Genomic DNA, 15,161 nt, shown 5'->3' with positions numbered 1-15,161 from the left:
TAGGGGGCAACTAAGAATGGATACTGCAACACATATCACAATGGGCATTGCTCTTGGTGGTATTGCCACTTTAGATCCAGTTGTACAACAGGACTCTGCACTATTTACAGCTGTTATGGTTGGTACCATAGTCGGCTCCCATGCACCTGATTTTGATACAATCTTGAAATTACGAAATAATGCCACCTATTTAAGACATCACAGAGGTATTACTCATTCGATTCCATTAGTAATCTTTTGGGGAATCGCTATTTCTTCTATAATCTACCTTTTCTTACCCGAGGTGAATTTTTTACATCTTTGGTTATGGACATCTCTTGCAGTAATTCTGCATGTTTTTGTTGATATTTTTAACGCATATGGCACACAAGCCTATCGCCCATTCACAAAAAAATGGGTAGCTCACGGTTTTATTAGCACCTTTGATCCCTATATTTTTAGTCTTCATGTTATTGGGATTATTGCATGGATATTAGGTGCCACTCCAGGCTACACATGGCTTGCCATCTATTTTATTATATTATTGTATTACATTAAAAGATATATGGACAAGAGAGAAATTGTTAAATTGATTTACGAACACTTTGACCATACCGAAAAAATTGCTACTTCACCGACAACGAAGCAAAATATATGGCGAATTGCCATCACTACGAAAGACTTTTACTATGTTGGTCAAGTAGAAGATGGACACATTGTCGTAAATGACCAATTTGATAAGATGCCTGTACCAGATAATAGGTTATTCGAGATTGCGAAAAAGGATAAAAATATCGCTGCTTTTCTTTCCTTCTCCCCGATTTATCGCTGGGAATGGAACATGTATGATGACTTCAGTGAAATTCGTTTTATCGATCTACGTTATCGAACAGCTGGTCATTATCCATTTGTCGCTGTAGTACAAATCGACGATAATCAGCGAATAATGAATTCTTATACAGGCTGGATTTTTTCAGAGGAAAAACTACAAAGTAAATTAAATGTGGATAAACAGGTTTCCTCGACTTTTTAAAGGAGCTGACAATTTTTGAGTCAGCTCCTTTAATTTAGGATTATGGAGTGTCATAATCACCCTTCTATTTTATCGCCAAGAATAGATAACGGCACTGCTTCTTCTTGTTCCAAGTGTTGTCCCAATAGATTAATGCGGTGTCCCCAAGCAAATACGCCATTAATATAGGTAATTTGAAATTGATGCCCTGGGTCTTTCGCAAGCTCATATTTATCGCCTTTTTTAAAATCAGCCGGATTGACAAGATAGGCCGCTGCCATTTGTAATTTCCGTTCTAATATTTCATATTCACTTATATTACCAAGCTGTTCAGCCTTTTGTACTTTTTCCTTAAGATTTGCCATTTCTTTTCTTAATTCCTCTACAGTATAGGAACTATATCTTCTCTCCATTTTACGCACCACCATTTAATATTACTCTTATTGTAGCATGATCCAAAAGGTGAATGGAAGTAACATATCCTTACTGTTAGAACTTCTATTGAAAAAGAAGTATACTAGGGGCAGAAGGGAGAGTTTTCTTCATGATTAAATTATTTGCAACAGATTTGGACGGAACGTTATTAAAGTCTGGAAACACAATTAAAAATAAGGATATTGAAGCTATACATAGCTTATCAAAAACTGAGATCGACTTTGCTATTGCTACTGGGAGGTTAGATCGAGACATCCTTGAAATTTGTAAAGAAATTAAGAAAAATGCCCATAGAGTAAGTCAAAATGGCGCATTTGTTTTGTCTGATTCCCATGATTTTATCCACCAGAGAACATTTGATTTAGAAATGAGCTACAAGTTGCATGAGCATATTACAAGCTACTCACATCTTGTTTGTATTTCTACAAAGGATGAGATCTATATTTCGAAGAGAACAGAGGAATTAAAAGCGATGGAGAATTTTCTTTATTTCCCATTAATAGAAGGGATTGATTTCATCGATAAGTATGGAACAGAAATTAATCCCAGTAAGTATATGTTGTTAGGAGAAAACAAACAGTTAGTATCTATTGAAGAAGAAATAAAGAACCTCTTCGGAATAAGTATCGAATCCTATATTTCTGACCCGAATTGTTTGGATATCGTACCAAAGGGTGTAAGTAAAGCAGATGGATTAAAGCGATTAGCCAAGCATTTACATATTAAACCTTCGGAAATAGCCGTTATTGGTGATGCTTATAATGATATTCCAATGTTTGAAATGACACCAAATAGCTTCTGTATGTCATCAGCACCGATTGAAGTACAGGCTAAAGCAAAACACATCGTCGATGATGTATATGAAGCAATCGAACAAATCACAAGCCTTGTGAGTAATTAAGTGAAAGAAGCACGAATCCAAACACTATAGCTTGTAATTAGAGCTAAGGAGTCGTGCTCTTCCTTATAAGTCTTCCTCCATATATTCATCTATAAATCGTTGAATGGATTCTCCATCAAAGCCTTTTCTGTATAAAGCTGCTTTTACTTTTTGTTTTAGCTTATAACCTGTATCTTTCTTTTGATACTTGGTTTGTATTTTTTGACCTTGATAAACAACTGCTTGATATTCTGCTTCGGCGTCTTCTCCTAAGTCTATTTCCTGCAAAACGTCATGAATTAATTCAAGCGTAAAGCCTTTTTGAAGAATGTTTTGTTTAACGGCATTCAATTGTTGCTTGAAAGATTTCTTAGACGAATTAGTCATTTTTTTCTCAATTAATCGTTTCGTTTTCTCAAATTGCTTATCATACGTATAAAGCTCTAAGGCTCTATCAATGATAGCTGCTTCCACACCTTTGTCCTTTAACTCCTTCCTAACTAATATAGGACCTTTTGATGTTGTTTGGATTCTGGTTCGAACGAATGCTTCACTAAATGCTAAATCATCTAGTAAACTCTCCCGTTTTAATCTTTGGACAACTTCCTTGATGTATGTGATTTCTATGTCTTTTTTTTGTAAATATTCTATTAATTCTTGCTCAGATCGCATTCGGTAACTTAAGAAACGTATAGATAGGGTATACACTTTATAGGAGGCATCTTTCTCTTGAATTTGATCGATCAGTCCCTTGGTTAATTCCATACCTTTTCGGAGATGATAAGAAATTAGTAAATCTTCATCCACACTAAATGCATAATATTCCTTGTCATTTTCCTTTAAAAAAATATTATATCGATACTTTTGTTTCTTTTGAACGGTAATTTTTGAAATGGTTGGCAAAACACTCACCTCGTTTCCCTACCATTTTATCACACAAACACACGTTCTTCAAAGGGGGGGGATTCTTAGATTTTTCTTACAGTCGTTTACTATTGAAAAACAAAAATAGGAGAGTGAGACGATGAAAATAGCGATAGCTGGTGGTACAGGATTTGTTGGTCAACATCTTACCAAGCATTTAATTGATCGTGGAGACGAGGTATTTATCCTAACTCGGCATCCCAATAAACATAGGAATAAGCAAAAAATAACCTATATCGGTTGGTTAAATGAGAATCTAAATCCCATTGCTCAATTACCACCATTGGATGCCATCATAAATTTGGCAGGGGAGTCCCTTTTTGGATATTGGACTAAATCAAAGAAGGATCGTATTTATCAAAGTAGAATCAAAGCTACCTATGCAATCATCGATATGATAAAAGAAATGAAATATAAACCTGCTGTGCTAATCAATGCCTCTGCAGTCGGCTATTTTGGTACTTCTCTTACAGAAACATTTACAGAATCAAGAAAGGAATCAAGAAATGATTTTTTAGCAGAAGTAACAGAAGCTTGGGAAAAAACCGCCCTAGAAGCGAATACTTATGGTGTACGTACGGTTATTGCAAGGTTTGGTGTCATTTTAGGGACGGAAGGTGCCTTGCCTTTAATGACAATGCCATTCAAATGGTATGTTGGGGGCAAAATTGGCTCAGGCGAGCAGTGGGTATCATGGATTCATATCACGGATGTCATTGGAATGATTTTATTTTCATTAGATCATCCTACGATTGATCAAGCCTTTCATATGACCGCACCAAGTCCTATAAAAAATAGCAAAATGGCAGAAGTTATTGCTCAAACACTTCATAAGCCTAACTGGTTACCAGTTCCAAGAGTTGCCATAAAGACCCTACTAGGTGAAATGAGTATACTTGTAGAATCAGGGCAAAAGGTTCTTCCTGAAAAAGCAATAAAGAGTGGTTACTCGTTCCAATATTCTCATATCGAAAAAGCACTAGAAGATTTACTTAAATAGTTTAATTATTGGTCATATTAAAGCAAATAACTGAATATTTTGGCATTTACATTAACTAAATGTATATTTTATAAACTTTCCTTAATATTACTTCTTATTACAAAGAATTTTTTTGTTTTTTTTACAAAAAAACTATTTACAATTGCAGTGATTGTTGTGTAAGATAATAATGAGTTTTTTAGTAATTTCATTTTGTTATTTGATGACATATAAGGGAAGGCAAATGGTGCGCCACCAATACTGAGATATTGGTTCTAGTGGGTTCGATTCCCACCCCGAATTTTTGTGGCTTTTTGATAAAAATTCGAGGGTGGATGAGACACACTATAGGGCAAAGCTGCCTTTTTCATCACACCCTCCATCGAATAGGAGGGATTTTTTATGTTAAAAAAGAGAGATTTACAAGACGTGCCAGCCCTATATGAATTATTGAAGCACCCAGAGGTTTTTCCATATGTAAGACAAAAGGCATATTCCACAGATGAATTTTATTTTTTAACCAAAAAGACAATGGAAGCAGAGGAGAACGGAGAATTAATTTCTCGTACTATTCTAGATGATTACTACAACCCAATTGGAACAATAAACTTGTTTGATATTCAGAATAATACAGGATTTTTAGCGACGTGGATCGGCAAGCCTTATTTTGGAAAGGGATATAACCAATTAGCAAAAGACGCATTTTTTGAAGAGCTTTTTTACCAACAAGAGATTGAGGCGATTTTTATAAAAATCCGTAAATCTAATATCCGTTCAATGAAGGCCATTTTGAAGGTGCCTTTTGTCATATATGCAAATGTTACTTATCCAGAGATTTTCCAACAAATTAACCACTCTGAAATGGATCATCCAATTTATGACTTATTTGTGATCACGAAAGCGAATTATTTGCACCATTCGGAAACAGCAAAGGAGGGCGAAGAAGCAATCTAATTTTTTGTCATCGATTGGATAAAGTGCTACGATAAGATAGTGATTTTTCATTATTTTATTTGGAGGATTTATCAGGATGAAATATATACTGGTTCCAGCGCAAATCAGTATGCTGTTTTTATTTTATTATATTGGAGAGTGGATTCAAGATCTTTTCTCTTTGTTGATTCCTGGTAGCATCATTGGCATGCTACTATTTTTTCTTTTGCTACAAGTAAAAGCAATTAGAGTTCATTGGATAGAAAAAGGAATTGACCTCTTACTAAAGGATATGCCGATCTTTTTTGTTCCCGTAACAGTAGGAATAGTGGAATACCTTGATTTTTTAAATGGTAAAGGGATTTTAATCCTACCAATAGCATTCGTGAGTACGTTAATCGTAACTGTTATTACAGCAATTATTTCTCAGAAAATTCTTCATAAAAGAGTTGAATCCTATGAGTAGACTAATACTTGGAATATTGTTCATCATACTAACAGTGCTTATTTTCTATCTTAGTAAAAAATTGTATCACATAATTCCGACACCATTCACATTGCCTATTTTTATCACATCCCTTTTCTTTGTTTTGCTACTCATCATTTTCGACATACCTTATCAAACGTACATGATAGGTGGACAATGGTTAGATCATTTTCTAGGCCCCCTTGTCGTTGCCTTAGCATTACCTCTTTACCGGCAACGACATTTAGTTAAGAAATATGCCACAACCATTTTCATTGGTGTTGCAATTGGCTCAATCATTGGAGTTACCAGTGGAATTGTTTTTGCTAAATGGTTTTCCTTTGAGGAGGTAATCATACAATCTATTGCTCCTAAATCTGTGACAACACCTGTAGCTCTAAGTATTGCAGATTCAGTTGGTGGCAACATGACTATTGCTGCTATCGGTGTAATGATTGCAGGTATTGGTGGGGCAATGTTTGCACCACTTATGTTAAGGATTTTCCGTATTGACCATCCCGTTGCACGAGGGTTAGGTATTGGCACAGCTTCTCATGCAATTGGAACAGCAAAAGCTTTAGAACTTGGAGAGCTTGAGGGTGCTATTAGTGCATTGGCGATGACAATAACTGCCATAACTGTATCAATCATAGCCCCATTTCTTTTACAATGGCTCTTATAATGCTATAATAGCATTCATAATTTTTCTGATAAATGACAAAATAGGGCAGATGGCATTCATTTAAAAAGCGATCCTAGGAAGTCGTAAGCAGGCAAGGAAGGTGATCAAAATAGGAATCGTGGTGGTAGATGTTTGTGATAGTAATTTAATAACTACCTTTGATATAGAAGAAATTATTGAATCTGAATATCCGGAGGTTGCTGTACTAATACATGACTGTTTGAATTTTTGTGGATTGTGTCGTCTCAAGCCATACGCTATGGTAAATGGTAAAAGGGTACACGGGAAAACACCGGAGGAAACATTAGAAAAAATAAAAGCAGCGATTGAAGAAGAGCTGGCATTCTATAAATAGAAAAAAGGGCTAAAGTGAAGTGCAATCCAGTTGGGCTTGCACTGACAATAAGCCCTTTTTTTTATTCAAATATTGTCGAAAGCTCTATAAATCGTTTGTCTAACCCCTTCGCAACTGCTTCATGGACAATCTTTCCTTGATGGGTGTTCAAACCTTTAGCAAATGCTGGGTCTTTCCTCACATACCCCTGTAAGCCAAGATTTGCTAGGCGCACGATATATGGGATGGTAACATTTGTTAGTGCATAGGTTGCTGTCTTCGGTACTGCTCCTGGGATATTGGCAACTGCATAATGAGTAACTCCATGCTTCACATATATAGGATTATCATGGGTAGTAACACGATCAATCGTTTCGATCGTTCCTCCTTGATCAACGGCTACATCGACAACTACCGAGCCTTCTTCCATTGTTTTAATCATTTTTTCTGTTACCAGTTTTGGCGCTTTTGCACCTGGGATTAACACAGCACCAATTAGTAAATCTGCTGTTTTTATTTGTTCGTTAATATTGTATTCATTAGAAGCAAGTGTCCTTATTTTACCTTGGAATAGATCCTCTAATTCTCGCAGCCTTTGTATATTTATATCTAATAGCGTAACATTAGCTCCCAATCCAATTGCCATTCGTGCAGCATTTGTTCCAACAATTCCCCCACCTATAATGACAACATTCGCTGGGGATACTCCTGGGACACCGCCAACTAACACACCTTTACCACCATGAACCTTTTCTAAAAACCGCACACCTGCCTGGATAGACATTCTCCCAGCAATTTCACTCATTGGTACTAAGAGTGGTAAGCCTCCACTTCTAGCTTGAATCGTTTCATACGCGATTCCAGTTACTTTATTTTCAATAAGTGCATCAGCTACCTTTGGTTCTGCAGCAAGATGTAGATAAGTAAATAAAATTAAGCCTTCTCTAAAAAAGACAAATTCCTCTGGCTGAGGCTCTTTGACCTTTACTACTAGTTCCTGTGACCAAGCTTCTCTTGCCGTTTGTACAATTACTGCCCCAGCTTCTTCATAGGCATGATCCGAAATAGCACTGCCTACACCAGCACCTGTTTCCACCTTCACCTCATGGCCAGCTTGGGTTAGTGTCAGCACTCCTGCTGGTGTCATAGCTACCCGATTCTCATTACTTTTCATTTCTTTTGGTACCCCTATTTTCATCCAGTTCACCTACCTTCTATTTGCTAGTATGTTATGAAAAATTCTTATTATTCGTTTTCCCTTTTTTGTATTGTTTTAATACAAAAAGTTACAGTGGTATTCAACCTGATATTATTTTTTTTGGTTATCGTGCAATGTAATTGTGACATTACCAAGATATTGCCTTTTATCTTGTAACTCATACCGTTTGGCGACTATTCTTTCGATACTTTAATTTCAAAAAAACCATAGCATCAATCGCTATGGCTTAAAATCCAAAATCAAGTTGTTTCCCTGTTTCCGTAAAAGTTTTGATATTACTTAAAATCATTGGCCAATGGTCTTTCGTGCTTTTATAGGATGGATGTTCTTGTGACCATAGATCATTTATTAAAGTTAATTTCGTACAGTTTCCAACAGTAGTTAAAGTATAAGTGATACGTGTCTCAAGGTTAGCATGATCTTGATTATACGAAGGACCAGGATGTTCCGTAAAGCTCAGTTTTTCTAATGGATTACATGTCAATATCTTTCCATATACATGAACTGTCTCCTCACCATCATTACCAGGTCCGATATAGGAAATAGTCTCACCTGGTATAAAAGATGATCGGATCGTACATCCATAAAAGGTTTGCTGTACCCCCTCATCGGATACCAGCGTTTCCCATACCTTTTCTATTGGTGCATTGATATAAAAATCGTAACTCAAATCCATTTGTCATTCCTCCTATTCCATTTTACTAGTATGGTATAATAACCTCATCAAAATGTATTGTATAAATGCGACAAACATATAAGTTAGGTGTGAGAATTATTGAAAAAAGTAATTACAGTTCCAAAAGGGATTCTACATTCAAAGGAAGGAAGTAAGAAGTTTACTCTTCATCGCTATAAACCTAGTATTGAAGCATCTGCTATTGTTCAACATTATTGGTTTGTAAGATGGGATCTATTAGAGGACACACCATACGAACAACATGTTGTTTCACATCCTAATATTAATTTGGTTTTCGAAAAAGATTATGCCAGTATTCATGGAATAAAGCGCACTATTTCTTCCCATTTGTTAGAAGGTAGGGGCTCGGTATTTGGTGTAAAGTTTTTGCCTGGAGGTTTCTATCCACTCTGGAAAAAGGATATATCTCAACTAACGGAAAAATCGATCGACTTTCAAGAGGTTTTCCATATAGACAGTAAAACGATTCGAGATCAACTTTTTCAAAACCATGATGTGGCTGAACTCTCTATTCCACTAATAGACCAGCTAATATGTTCTAATCTGCCGGAACCTGATGAAAAAGTTGATTTAATCTCTCAAATTGTTTTATTCATTAGAGAAGATCGGTCAATTATCAAAGTGGAAGATGTGGCGAACAAATTCAATTTGCATGTGAGAACGCTTCAACGCTTGTTTGACCGCTATGTTGGCGTTAGCCCTAAATGGGTAATCAAGCGTTATCGACTTCATGAAGTAGTGGAAAGCATTGATAAGGGTAGTACTAAGAATTGGGCAGATCTGTACACAAGACTGGGTTACTATGATCAGGCACACTTTATTAAAGACTTTCGTTTGATTGTTGGGAAATCACCTGAAAAATATTTTAAGGAAAGCTAGGAAGTGATTATTTAATTTTAAAAAAAAAAAAATGGAGCATATCGGGCTCGAACCGATGACCTTCGCGCTGCCAGCACGACGCTCTCCCAGCTGAGCTAATGCCCCGTAAATTTTATATTATCAATTAATGAAAGTTGTAGCAAGTAAAAAAGAGCATTAATTATTAATACTCTTCTATTCCGCCATTTCTTTTGTTTGAAAAATATATCTTGAAAATAGTAAAAGAATCAATGAGAGACCCAGGGTAATGGCTGATGCCATCCACAATTCATTTGGAATAGAGCCTTCAGTAAGCATAGTGGTTATATGCTCACTAATACTATTTGGTAACCAGGGTAAACGAAATGAAAAAATTTGGTTCAACACTGACATCGCCATTATTGTTATAACTGTTGATGTTAAGACAAGTCCAGGAACCTTCATCATTGTATTATAAAAAACAGTGAGCGTGACAACAAATATGAGCCAAACAAAGTAGAACAAGAATAAACTGAAGAATTCTATAATTGTAATTTCACCAAATAATAAATTTACATAATACCAACTTGCAAGCATTCCTACTAAATAAGAGACAAATACTAATAAAAGCTTGGCACTCCATTTAGCCAAAATATAAGTTACATAACGGACTGGCTTAACTAGAATAAGTTCTGCAACGCCACTTTTTCTTTCACCTGCGATAACACCCATTGTAATGGCTATAACTACTAACACGCCGAGCATACTCATTTGAGTGAGACTCATCATAATTGCCATTTCTGGTTCTGTTTCAGGTATATCAATAACTGCTCCATCTGGTAAGCCACCAACCGCTTGGATGATTTGTGGTAAATAATACGTAGATAATGGGTCCATAATACAGAACAATATAAAAACAAGTGGAACCCAGATCCATTTATAACTCCGCCAATCTTCCAATAACTCTTTCATAAAAATTGTCTTCCATTGCATCAGCTTTGCACCACCTTCATAAACAAATCCTCAAGAGATGTTCGACTTAATTCAAACTTTACTATAGGCCAATCTTCTTGCACTGCTTTTGTTAAAATCTCTGCACGGGCTCTAGCAATATCATTAACAAAAATATGAAGTTCACCTTTCTCAAGTACGATCGTATTCACAGATTCTAGCCTTTCGATTTTGTCCACATATTTATTTGCACTATCGCGCAAGCTGAGCTCAAACTTAGGTGATTGATGTCTCTTTCGCAGATCATCGATAGATCCTGATTCTAGTATTTCACCATGATGTAATAATAATAAATCATCACAAATTTCTTCTGCATCCCCTAAGATATGAGTGGAAAACAAAATAGTTGTTTCTTCCTTCAATTCTTCCATCAGTGTAAGTACTTCACGCCGACCAATTGGATCTAGTGAGGATACTGGTTCATCCAACATGAGAAGCTTCGGCTTATGCATCATCGCTTGTGCAATTCCAAGTCTTTGTTTCATTCCACCTGAATATTTGCTAATTCTTTGATTTTTCGCATCATCAATTGCTACTTTTTTTAATAATTCTTCGGCTCTTTCATTGGCTTCTTTTTTGGAAAGGTAGGCAAGCTCGCCGACATACATTAAAAATTCCTTACCTGACATCCATGAATGAAAAACTGGATATTGAGGTAAATAACCAATAGAATACCTAATATCATTTAGAGCATTCTTCTCTTGAAACTTGATCGAACCATTACTAGGCTTTAATAATCCGGAAAGCATACGTAATGTTGTTGTTTTTCCAGCGCCATTTGGCCCTAGTAAAGCAACACATCTTCCCTTATTTAATTCAAAGCTTATCCCTTTCACTACTTCTTTACCTTTAAAGACCTTTTTTAATTGCTCCACCTTTATAACCGACATGTTATGACTGTCTCCTTCCAACAATGAAATATAAGATTGGACCGATAAAAGTGAGAAAAACAATAATTACTGCCCATATAGGTTTAGGACCATTTGTGTCATCCGCCTTTATAAGTGAAATAATTGCAATAATCATTAAAATCAATTGAATAAGTATAAGTGGAGCAATAATAGGGAGGAATTCTACCAGATCTTCTATCGAACCATTAGTGAAATCTTGCATAAAGACTCACCTCCTAATCCTTGTTACGTTTAAGGTGAATAAAAGGTTTCAAAAAAGTAATACGAATGGTTAACACAATGAAATAAAGCTTGGTATGTCACCAAGCTCCAATATTTTATCTATTTGTCCTTCTTATTGGTAATGTACAGCAACGAAATGCTCCACCAGATTTGATTATCTCTGAAAACTCTACCTCTATAACCTGATAACCCCTGGCACGTAATTCAGAGTTAACATTTTTATTTTCAGGAAGAGAAATCACTGTTTTATTACCAATCGAAAAGACATTGGTACCAAGTGTAAACTGTTCATCATCCGAAACTTCGATTAGATCATACATTTCCATTAATCTATCCAGTTCTCTTTGTTTGAATGCTGATGTATATATTAAACCTTCTTTCTCACTGAGCAAATTAAATGCGCAATCTAAATGGAGAATGTCTTCACTAATCGGTATAGGCATGAGTTTCCTATCTTGAATTATTTCCTGAAGAGCATCGACAGCTTGATAGGTGGTCCTTTCGCTAATACCGATCCATACTCTATCTCCCGCAAGTACTACATCTCCTCCTTCAATGGAAGGGGTAGTTAATTTCATGTAATTAAAATTTCTATTTTTCAAAAATTCTTCTAGGAGCTCGACTTCATGTTCCCTTATTTCACTCCCCATCTTCGATATGTAAACCGTATCACCAATTGTAAAGCCTATATCACGTGTAAAAACTTGTTCATTTAGTTCTTCTTTAGGATCAATGGATAGCACCTTAACGCCATGTTCCTCTAGGGTTCTCACAAATTGCTCATGCTGTCTATTGGCAATTTCTACATCTATATTCTCGTCTTTATAAAATTTTTGTGTTTCATTTATAACATTTGTAATTCTCATATAGGTTGGTGGGCACACCATTACTTTTTCTAATACGTCGAATTCATTTTGTTGAAATACCAAATCTAGCGCCCCCTCTGTTGTAAGATAATAAAATCATGCTTTTATTATACCAAAAAATGATACTTTCATTCTTTATCCTTTGTTTCTATTCCAGACAGAATCCTTCAGGAAAAAGGTGGGTACATTTTCTAACAAATTCATTTCACCCTCTCTTTTTCGATGCTACTCTTGAGTTACAATAAAAAATGGAGGGATTTACATGAAACGAAAAAGAATGAAAAACCCTAATTTTTTTACCTTTGTCATTTTAACCTTCAGAGTCATATTTCAATAATGTTTGCATAAAATGAAATAATACTATTAAACAAGCACGGTCGACTTTCCTATCTAGTCTATCGTGCTTCCTTTTGTTATGTAATATATTGCATTAAACTCAGATTCCACAAACCCCAATAAAAAACTCTAGCCGTTTCTGGCTAGAGTTTTAATTCCTTCTTATGCTTTTTTCACCACAATATCATTGTTCTCAAAGACAATTTTTAATTTCTTGACTTCTTCCTCCTCAAGAACAACATCTGTGATTCCATCTTCTACTTTATCTTGGATAACACGTCGTAATGGTCTTGCACCAAAACGTGGATCATAGCCTTTATCCGCGATATATTGTTTGGCTTCTTTAGATATAGTTATATCTAAATCTTGGTCTTTGAGGTGTTCTTCTAGTTCAGCAATCATTAAATCGACAATCGCTAATAAGTTAGCTTCTGTCAACTCATTAAAAGGAATGATTGCATCGAAACGATTTAAGAATTCAGGTTTGAAATAATCACTTAAATTTTCAAGTGTTGATACTGCTTCATTGTTGTCACTATTAAATCCGACAGTTATATTTTTCACACCTGTTCCTGCATTACTTGTCATAATAATCACCGTATCTTTAAAGCTTACGGTTCGACCATGACTGTCTGTTAAGTGACCATCCTCCATAATTTGTAGGAACATATTCTGCACATCTGGATGTGCCTTTTCAATCTCATCAAGCAATATTAAGCTATAAGGATTGCGGCGGACCTTTTCTGTTAATTGTCCAGCCTCTTCATGACCTACATATCCTGGTGGCGAACCAATAATTTTGGAAACGGCATGTTTCTCCATATATTCACTCATATCAAGGCGAATCATGGCATCCTTTGTACCAAATAATTCTTCAGCGAGTGCCTTGGTTAATTCTGTTTTACCTACACCAGTTGGACCAACGAATAAAAAGGACCCAATTGGACGACCTTTTGCTTTTAAGCCTGCTCTACTTCGACGAATGGCCTTAGCTACTTTATTGACAGCTGTTTCTTGTCCTATTACTTTTCCCATTAGGTTTTGTGCTAGATTTTTCATCTTAGACTGTTCATCTGATTGAATTTTCCGCACAGGAATTCCTGTCTTTTCTTCTATTATTTGTTGAATATCCTCAATAGAAACGACAGCTTTTGGTGATTCTGTTTGTTCTTCTAGTTTTTTCTCTAATTTAATCTCTTGGTGGCGTAGATTTGCTGCTCGTTCATAATCCTCTCGTTCTGCTGCCTCCATTTTTTCTTTGGCAATTTCATCAAGTCGTTGCTGTAATGAATCATGGTCTGTTTCTGCTACCGCTAGGTTTAAACGAGCCCCAGCTTCATCAAGTAGATCAATTGCTTTGTCAGGTAAGAAACGATCTTGAATATAGCGTTTAGATAGTACTACTGCAGCGCGAAGTACTTCATCTGGATAGCTAACTTTATGGTAGTTCTCATATCGTTCTTTCAACCCTAGCAAGATTTGCTCAGCTTCCTCCATGCTAGGCTCTTTTACGATAATTGGCTGGAATCTACGTTCAAGTGCTGCATCCTTTTCAATTTTTCGATATTCTTTCAAGGTAGTAGCTCCAATTAATTGAAGCTCACCACGTGCTAATGCTGGCTTTAGGATGTTTCCTGCATCCATTTGAGATCCTTCAGCAGTTCCTGCCCCAACTAACAAATGAATTTCATCAACAAAAAGAATAACATTTTGACGTTCTTGCAACTCTGATACAAGTTGTTTCATTCTTTCTTCAAATTGTCCTCGAACCCCTGTATTAGCTACAAGAGATGCGACATCAAGGATATAGATTTCTTTATTTAAAAGCTTAGCTGGAACATTTCCTTCCACAACCTTTAGTGCTAATCCCTCAGCAATTGCTGTTTTCCCAACACCAGGTTCACCAATTAGTACAGGATTGTTTTTATTTCTACGATTTAATGTTTCTATTACACGCTTCACTTCATTATCACGCCCAATAACAGGATCAATTAAACCTGCTCTTGCTGCATCTGTTAAATTTTTACCAAGTTGATCTAGTAACCCATTTCCGTTAGATCCATTCGTCGTATAAGTACTGGAAGTTGCCTTATGAGAACCACTTGCTCCTCCTGCAAAGAAGCCTTCAAATCCTTTGTCTCCAAACATTCCAGATGGATTTTGTGCTTTGTTTTGTATTTCTTGAAAGCATGTCTCACATACATGCAAGGATTGTGTTTGGTCATTAAATCGAAGGCTTACATTAATTGTTGCTTGACGAATACCACAATGCTGACATTTCATCATTCATTCCTCCTTCAATTTTAAAGGTCAATTTGACTTTGACTATATTTGACCTTTATGTAACTCATATTATACTTTGACCTTTTTTGACTTTCAAGACTTTTGCTCAAATTTTTTTCTTTAAATTTAAAAAACAAAAACCAACCTACTATAGT

At 35.9% G+C, this 15,161-nt stretch carries 17 protein-coding genes and 1 tRNA gene; 8 read left to right on the top strand and 10 right to left on the bottom strand.

All coding sequences use genetic code 11. The annotated features are described in order from the left end of the window. Positions 1 to 16 precede the first annotated feature (16 nt). Positions 17 to 1,012 carry a metal-dependent hydrolase gene (locus tag ACZ5N5_RS10695; protein ID WP_277678161.1) on the top strand — a complete coding sequence of 332 codons (996 nt, stop codon included), beginning with the start codon at positions 17 to 19 and terminating at the stop codon, positions 1,010 to 1,012. Positions 1,013 to 1,068: 56 nt separating this feature from the next. On the opposite strand, the gene ACZ5N5_RS10690 is transcribed toward ACZ5N5_RS10695, so the two are convergent. Further along, positions 1,069 to 1,404, bottom strand: a complete 336-nt coding sequence (locus ACZ5N5_RS10690) for a YfhH family protein (protein ID WP_054787310.1) — start codon at positions 1,402 to 1,404, stop codon at positions 1,069 to 1,071. 131 nt (positions 1,405 to 1,535) lie between these two features. On the opposite strand from ACZ5N5_RS10690, the gene ACZ5N5_RS10685 reads away from it, so the two are divergent. After that, complete coding sequence (locus tag ACZ5N5_RS10685; protein WP_054787309.1) at positions 1,536 to 2,327, top strand: HAD family hydrolase; 792 nt, start codon at positions 1,536 to 1,538, stop codon at positions 2,325 to 2,327. Positions 2,328 to 2,390: 63 nt separating this feature from the next. Here ACZ5N5_RS10685 and recX read toward each other — a convergent pair whose 3' ends face one another. After that, positions 2,391 to 3,209, bottom strand: a complete 819-nt coding sequence (gene recX / locus ACZ5N5_RS10680) for a recombination regulator RecX (RefSeq protein WP_054861465.1) — start codon at positions 3,207 to 3,209, stop codon at positions 2,391 to 2,393. A gap of 121 nt (positions 3,210 to 3,330) precedes the next feature. On the opposite strand from recX, the gene ACZ5N5_RS10675 reads away from it, so the two are divergent. From ACZ5N5_RS10675 to ACZ5N5_RS10655, 5 genes are all read left to right on the top strand, one after another. Beyond that, complete coding sequence (locus ACZ5N5_RS10675) at positions 3,331 to 4,230, top strand: TIGR01777 family oxidoreductase (protein ID WP_464372452.1); 900 nt, start codon at positions 3,331 to 3,333, stop codon at positions 4,228 to 4,230. A 381-nt stretch (positions 4,231 to 4,611) separates the two neighbouring features. Then, positions 4,612 to 5,163, top strand: coding sequence for a GNAT family N-acetyltransferase (locus ACZ5N5_RS10670; protein WP_054861558.1), 552 nt, complete (start codon positions 4,612 to 4,614; stop codon positions 5,161 to 5,163). 76 nt (positions 5,164 to 5,239) lie between these two features. After that, positions 5,240 to 5,608, top strand: a complete 369-nt coding sequence (locus tag ACZ5N5_RS10665) for a CidA/LrgA family protein (RefSeq protein ID WP_054861557.1) — start codon at positions 5,240 to 5,242, stop codon at positions 5,606 to 5,608. Then, positions 5,601 to 6,290 carry an LrgB family protein gene (locus tag ACZ5N5_RS10660; RefSeq protein WP_054787303.1) on the top strand — a complete coding sequence of 230 codons (690 nt, stop codon included), beginning with the start codon at positions 5,601 to 5,603 and terminating at the stop codon, positions 6,288 to 6,290. The genes ACZ5N5_RS10665 and ACZ5N5_RS10660 overlap by 8 nt, the downstream gene beginning before the upstream one ends. 109 nt (positions 6,291 to 6,399) lie before the next feature. Then, complete coding sequence (locus tag ACZ5N5_RS10655) at positions 6,400 to 6,645, top strand: YuzB family protein (RefSeq protein ID WP_054787375.1); 246 nt, start codon at positions 6,400 to 6,402, stop codon at positions 6,643 to 6,645. 61 nt (positions 6,646 to 6,706) lie between these two features. Here ACZ5N5_RS10655 and ald read toward each other — a convergent pair whose 3' ends face one another. Together ald and ACZ5N5_RS10645 are read right to left on the bottom strand one after the other, a co-directional pair. After that, positions 6,707 to 7,822: an alanine dehydrogenase gene (gene ald / locus ACZ5N5_RS10650; protein WP_464372451.1), complete on the bottom strand. Its 1,116-nt coding sequence runs from the start codon at positions 7,820 to 7,822 to the stop codon at positions 6,707 to 6,709. 247 nt (positions 7,823 to 8,069) lie between these two features. Next, positions 8,070 to 8,519 (bottom strand): SRPBCC domain-containing protein, encoded by a 450-nt coding sequence (locus ACZ5N5_RS10645; protein ID WP_054787302.1) that lies wholly within the window; start codon positions 8,517 to 8,519, stop codon positions 8,070 to 8,072. A 99-nt stretch (positions 8,520 to 8,618) separates the two neighbouring features. On the opposite strand from ACZ5N5_RS10645, the gene ACZ5N5_RS10640 reads away from it, so the two are divergent. Then, positions 8,619 to 9,419, top strand: coding sequence for a helix-turn-helix domain-containing protein (locus ACZ5N5_RS10640; protein ID WP_054861553.1), 801 nt, complete (start codon positions 8,619 to 8,621; stop codon positions 9,417 to 9,419). A 32-nt stretch (positions 9,420 to 9,451) separates the two neighbouring features. Here ACZ5N5_RS10640 and ACZ5N5_RS10635 read toward each other — a convergent pair. The 6 genes from ACZ5N5_RS10635 to ACZ5N5_RS10610 all read right to left on the bottom strand — a co-directional run bounded on the left by ACZ5N5_RS10635 (position 9,452) and on the right by ACZ5N5_RS10610 (position 15,006). After that, positions 9,452 to 9,524, bottom strand: a tRNA-Ala gene (locus ACZ5N5_RS10635). 69 nt (positions 9,525 to 9,593) lie between these two features. Next, a complete protein-coding gene (locus tag ACZ5N5_RS10630; protein ID WP_054861552.1) occupies positions 9,594 to 10,370 on the bottom strand; it encodes an ABC transporter permease in 777 nt (258 codons plus the stop codon). Further along, positions 10,370 to 11,278: an ABC transporter ATP-binding protein gene (locus ACZ5N5_RS10625; RefSeq protein ID WP_109985572.1), complete on the bottom strand. Its 909-nt coding sequence runs from the start codon at positions 11,276 to 11,278 to the stop codon at positions 10,370 to 10,372. The genes ACZ5N5_RS10630 and ACZ5N5_RS10625 overlap by 1 nt, the downstream gene beginning before the upstream one ends. A gap of 1 nt (position 11,279) precedes the next feature. After that, positions 11,280 to 11,501, bottom strand: coding sequence for a PLD nuclease N-terminal domain-containing protein (locus ACZ5N5_RS10620; protein ID WP_054787301.1), 222 nt, complete (start codon positions 11,499 to 11,501; stop codon positions 11,280 to 11,282). Positions 11,502 to 11,616: 115 nt separating this feature from the next. Beyond that, positions 11,617 to 12,450, bottom strand: a complete 834-nt coding sequence (locus ACZ5N5_RS10615; protein WP_054787300.1) for a dimethylarginine dimethylaminohydrolase family protein — start codon at positions 12,448 to 12,450, stop codon at positions 11,617 to 11,619. A 435-nt stretch (positions 12,451 to 12,885) separates the two neighbouring features. Next, the gene (locus ACZ5N5_RS10610; RefSeq protein WP_464372450.1) at positions 12,886 to 15,006 is read right to left on the bottom strand and encodes an ATP-dependent Clp protease ATP-binding subunit; all 2,121 of its coding nucleotides are present in this window, start codon (positions 15,004 to 15,006) and stop codon (positions 12,886 to 12,888) included. Between the last annotated feature and the right edge of the window lie 155 nt (positions 15,007 to 15,161).

Source organism: Gracilibacillus sp. JCM 18966 (assembly GCF_055392695.1).
The sequence above is the reverse complement of the archived record's forward strand: the minus strand, read 5'-3'. Positions and strand labels throughout refer to the sequence as shown.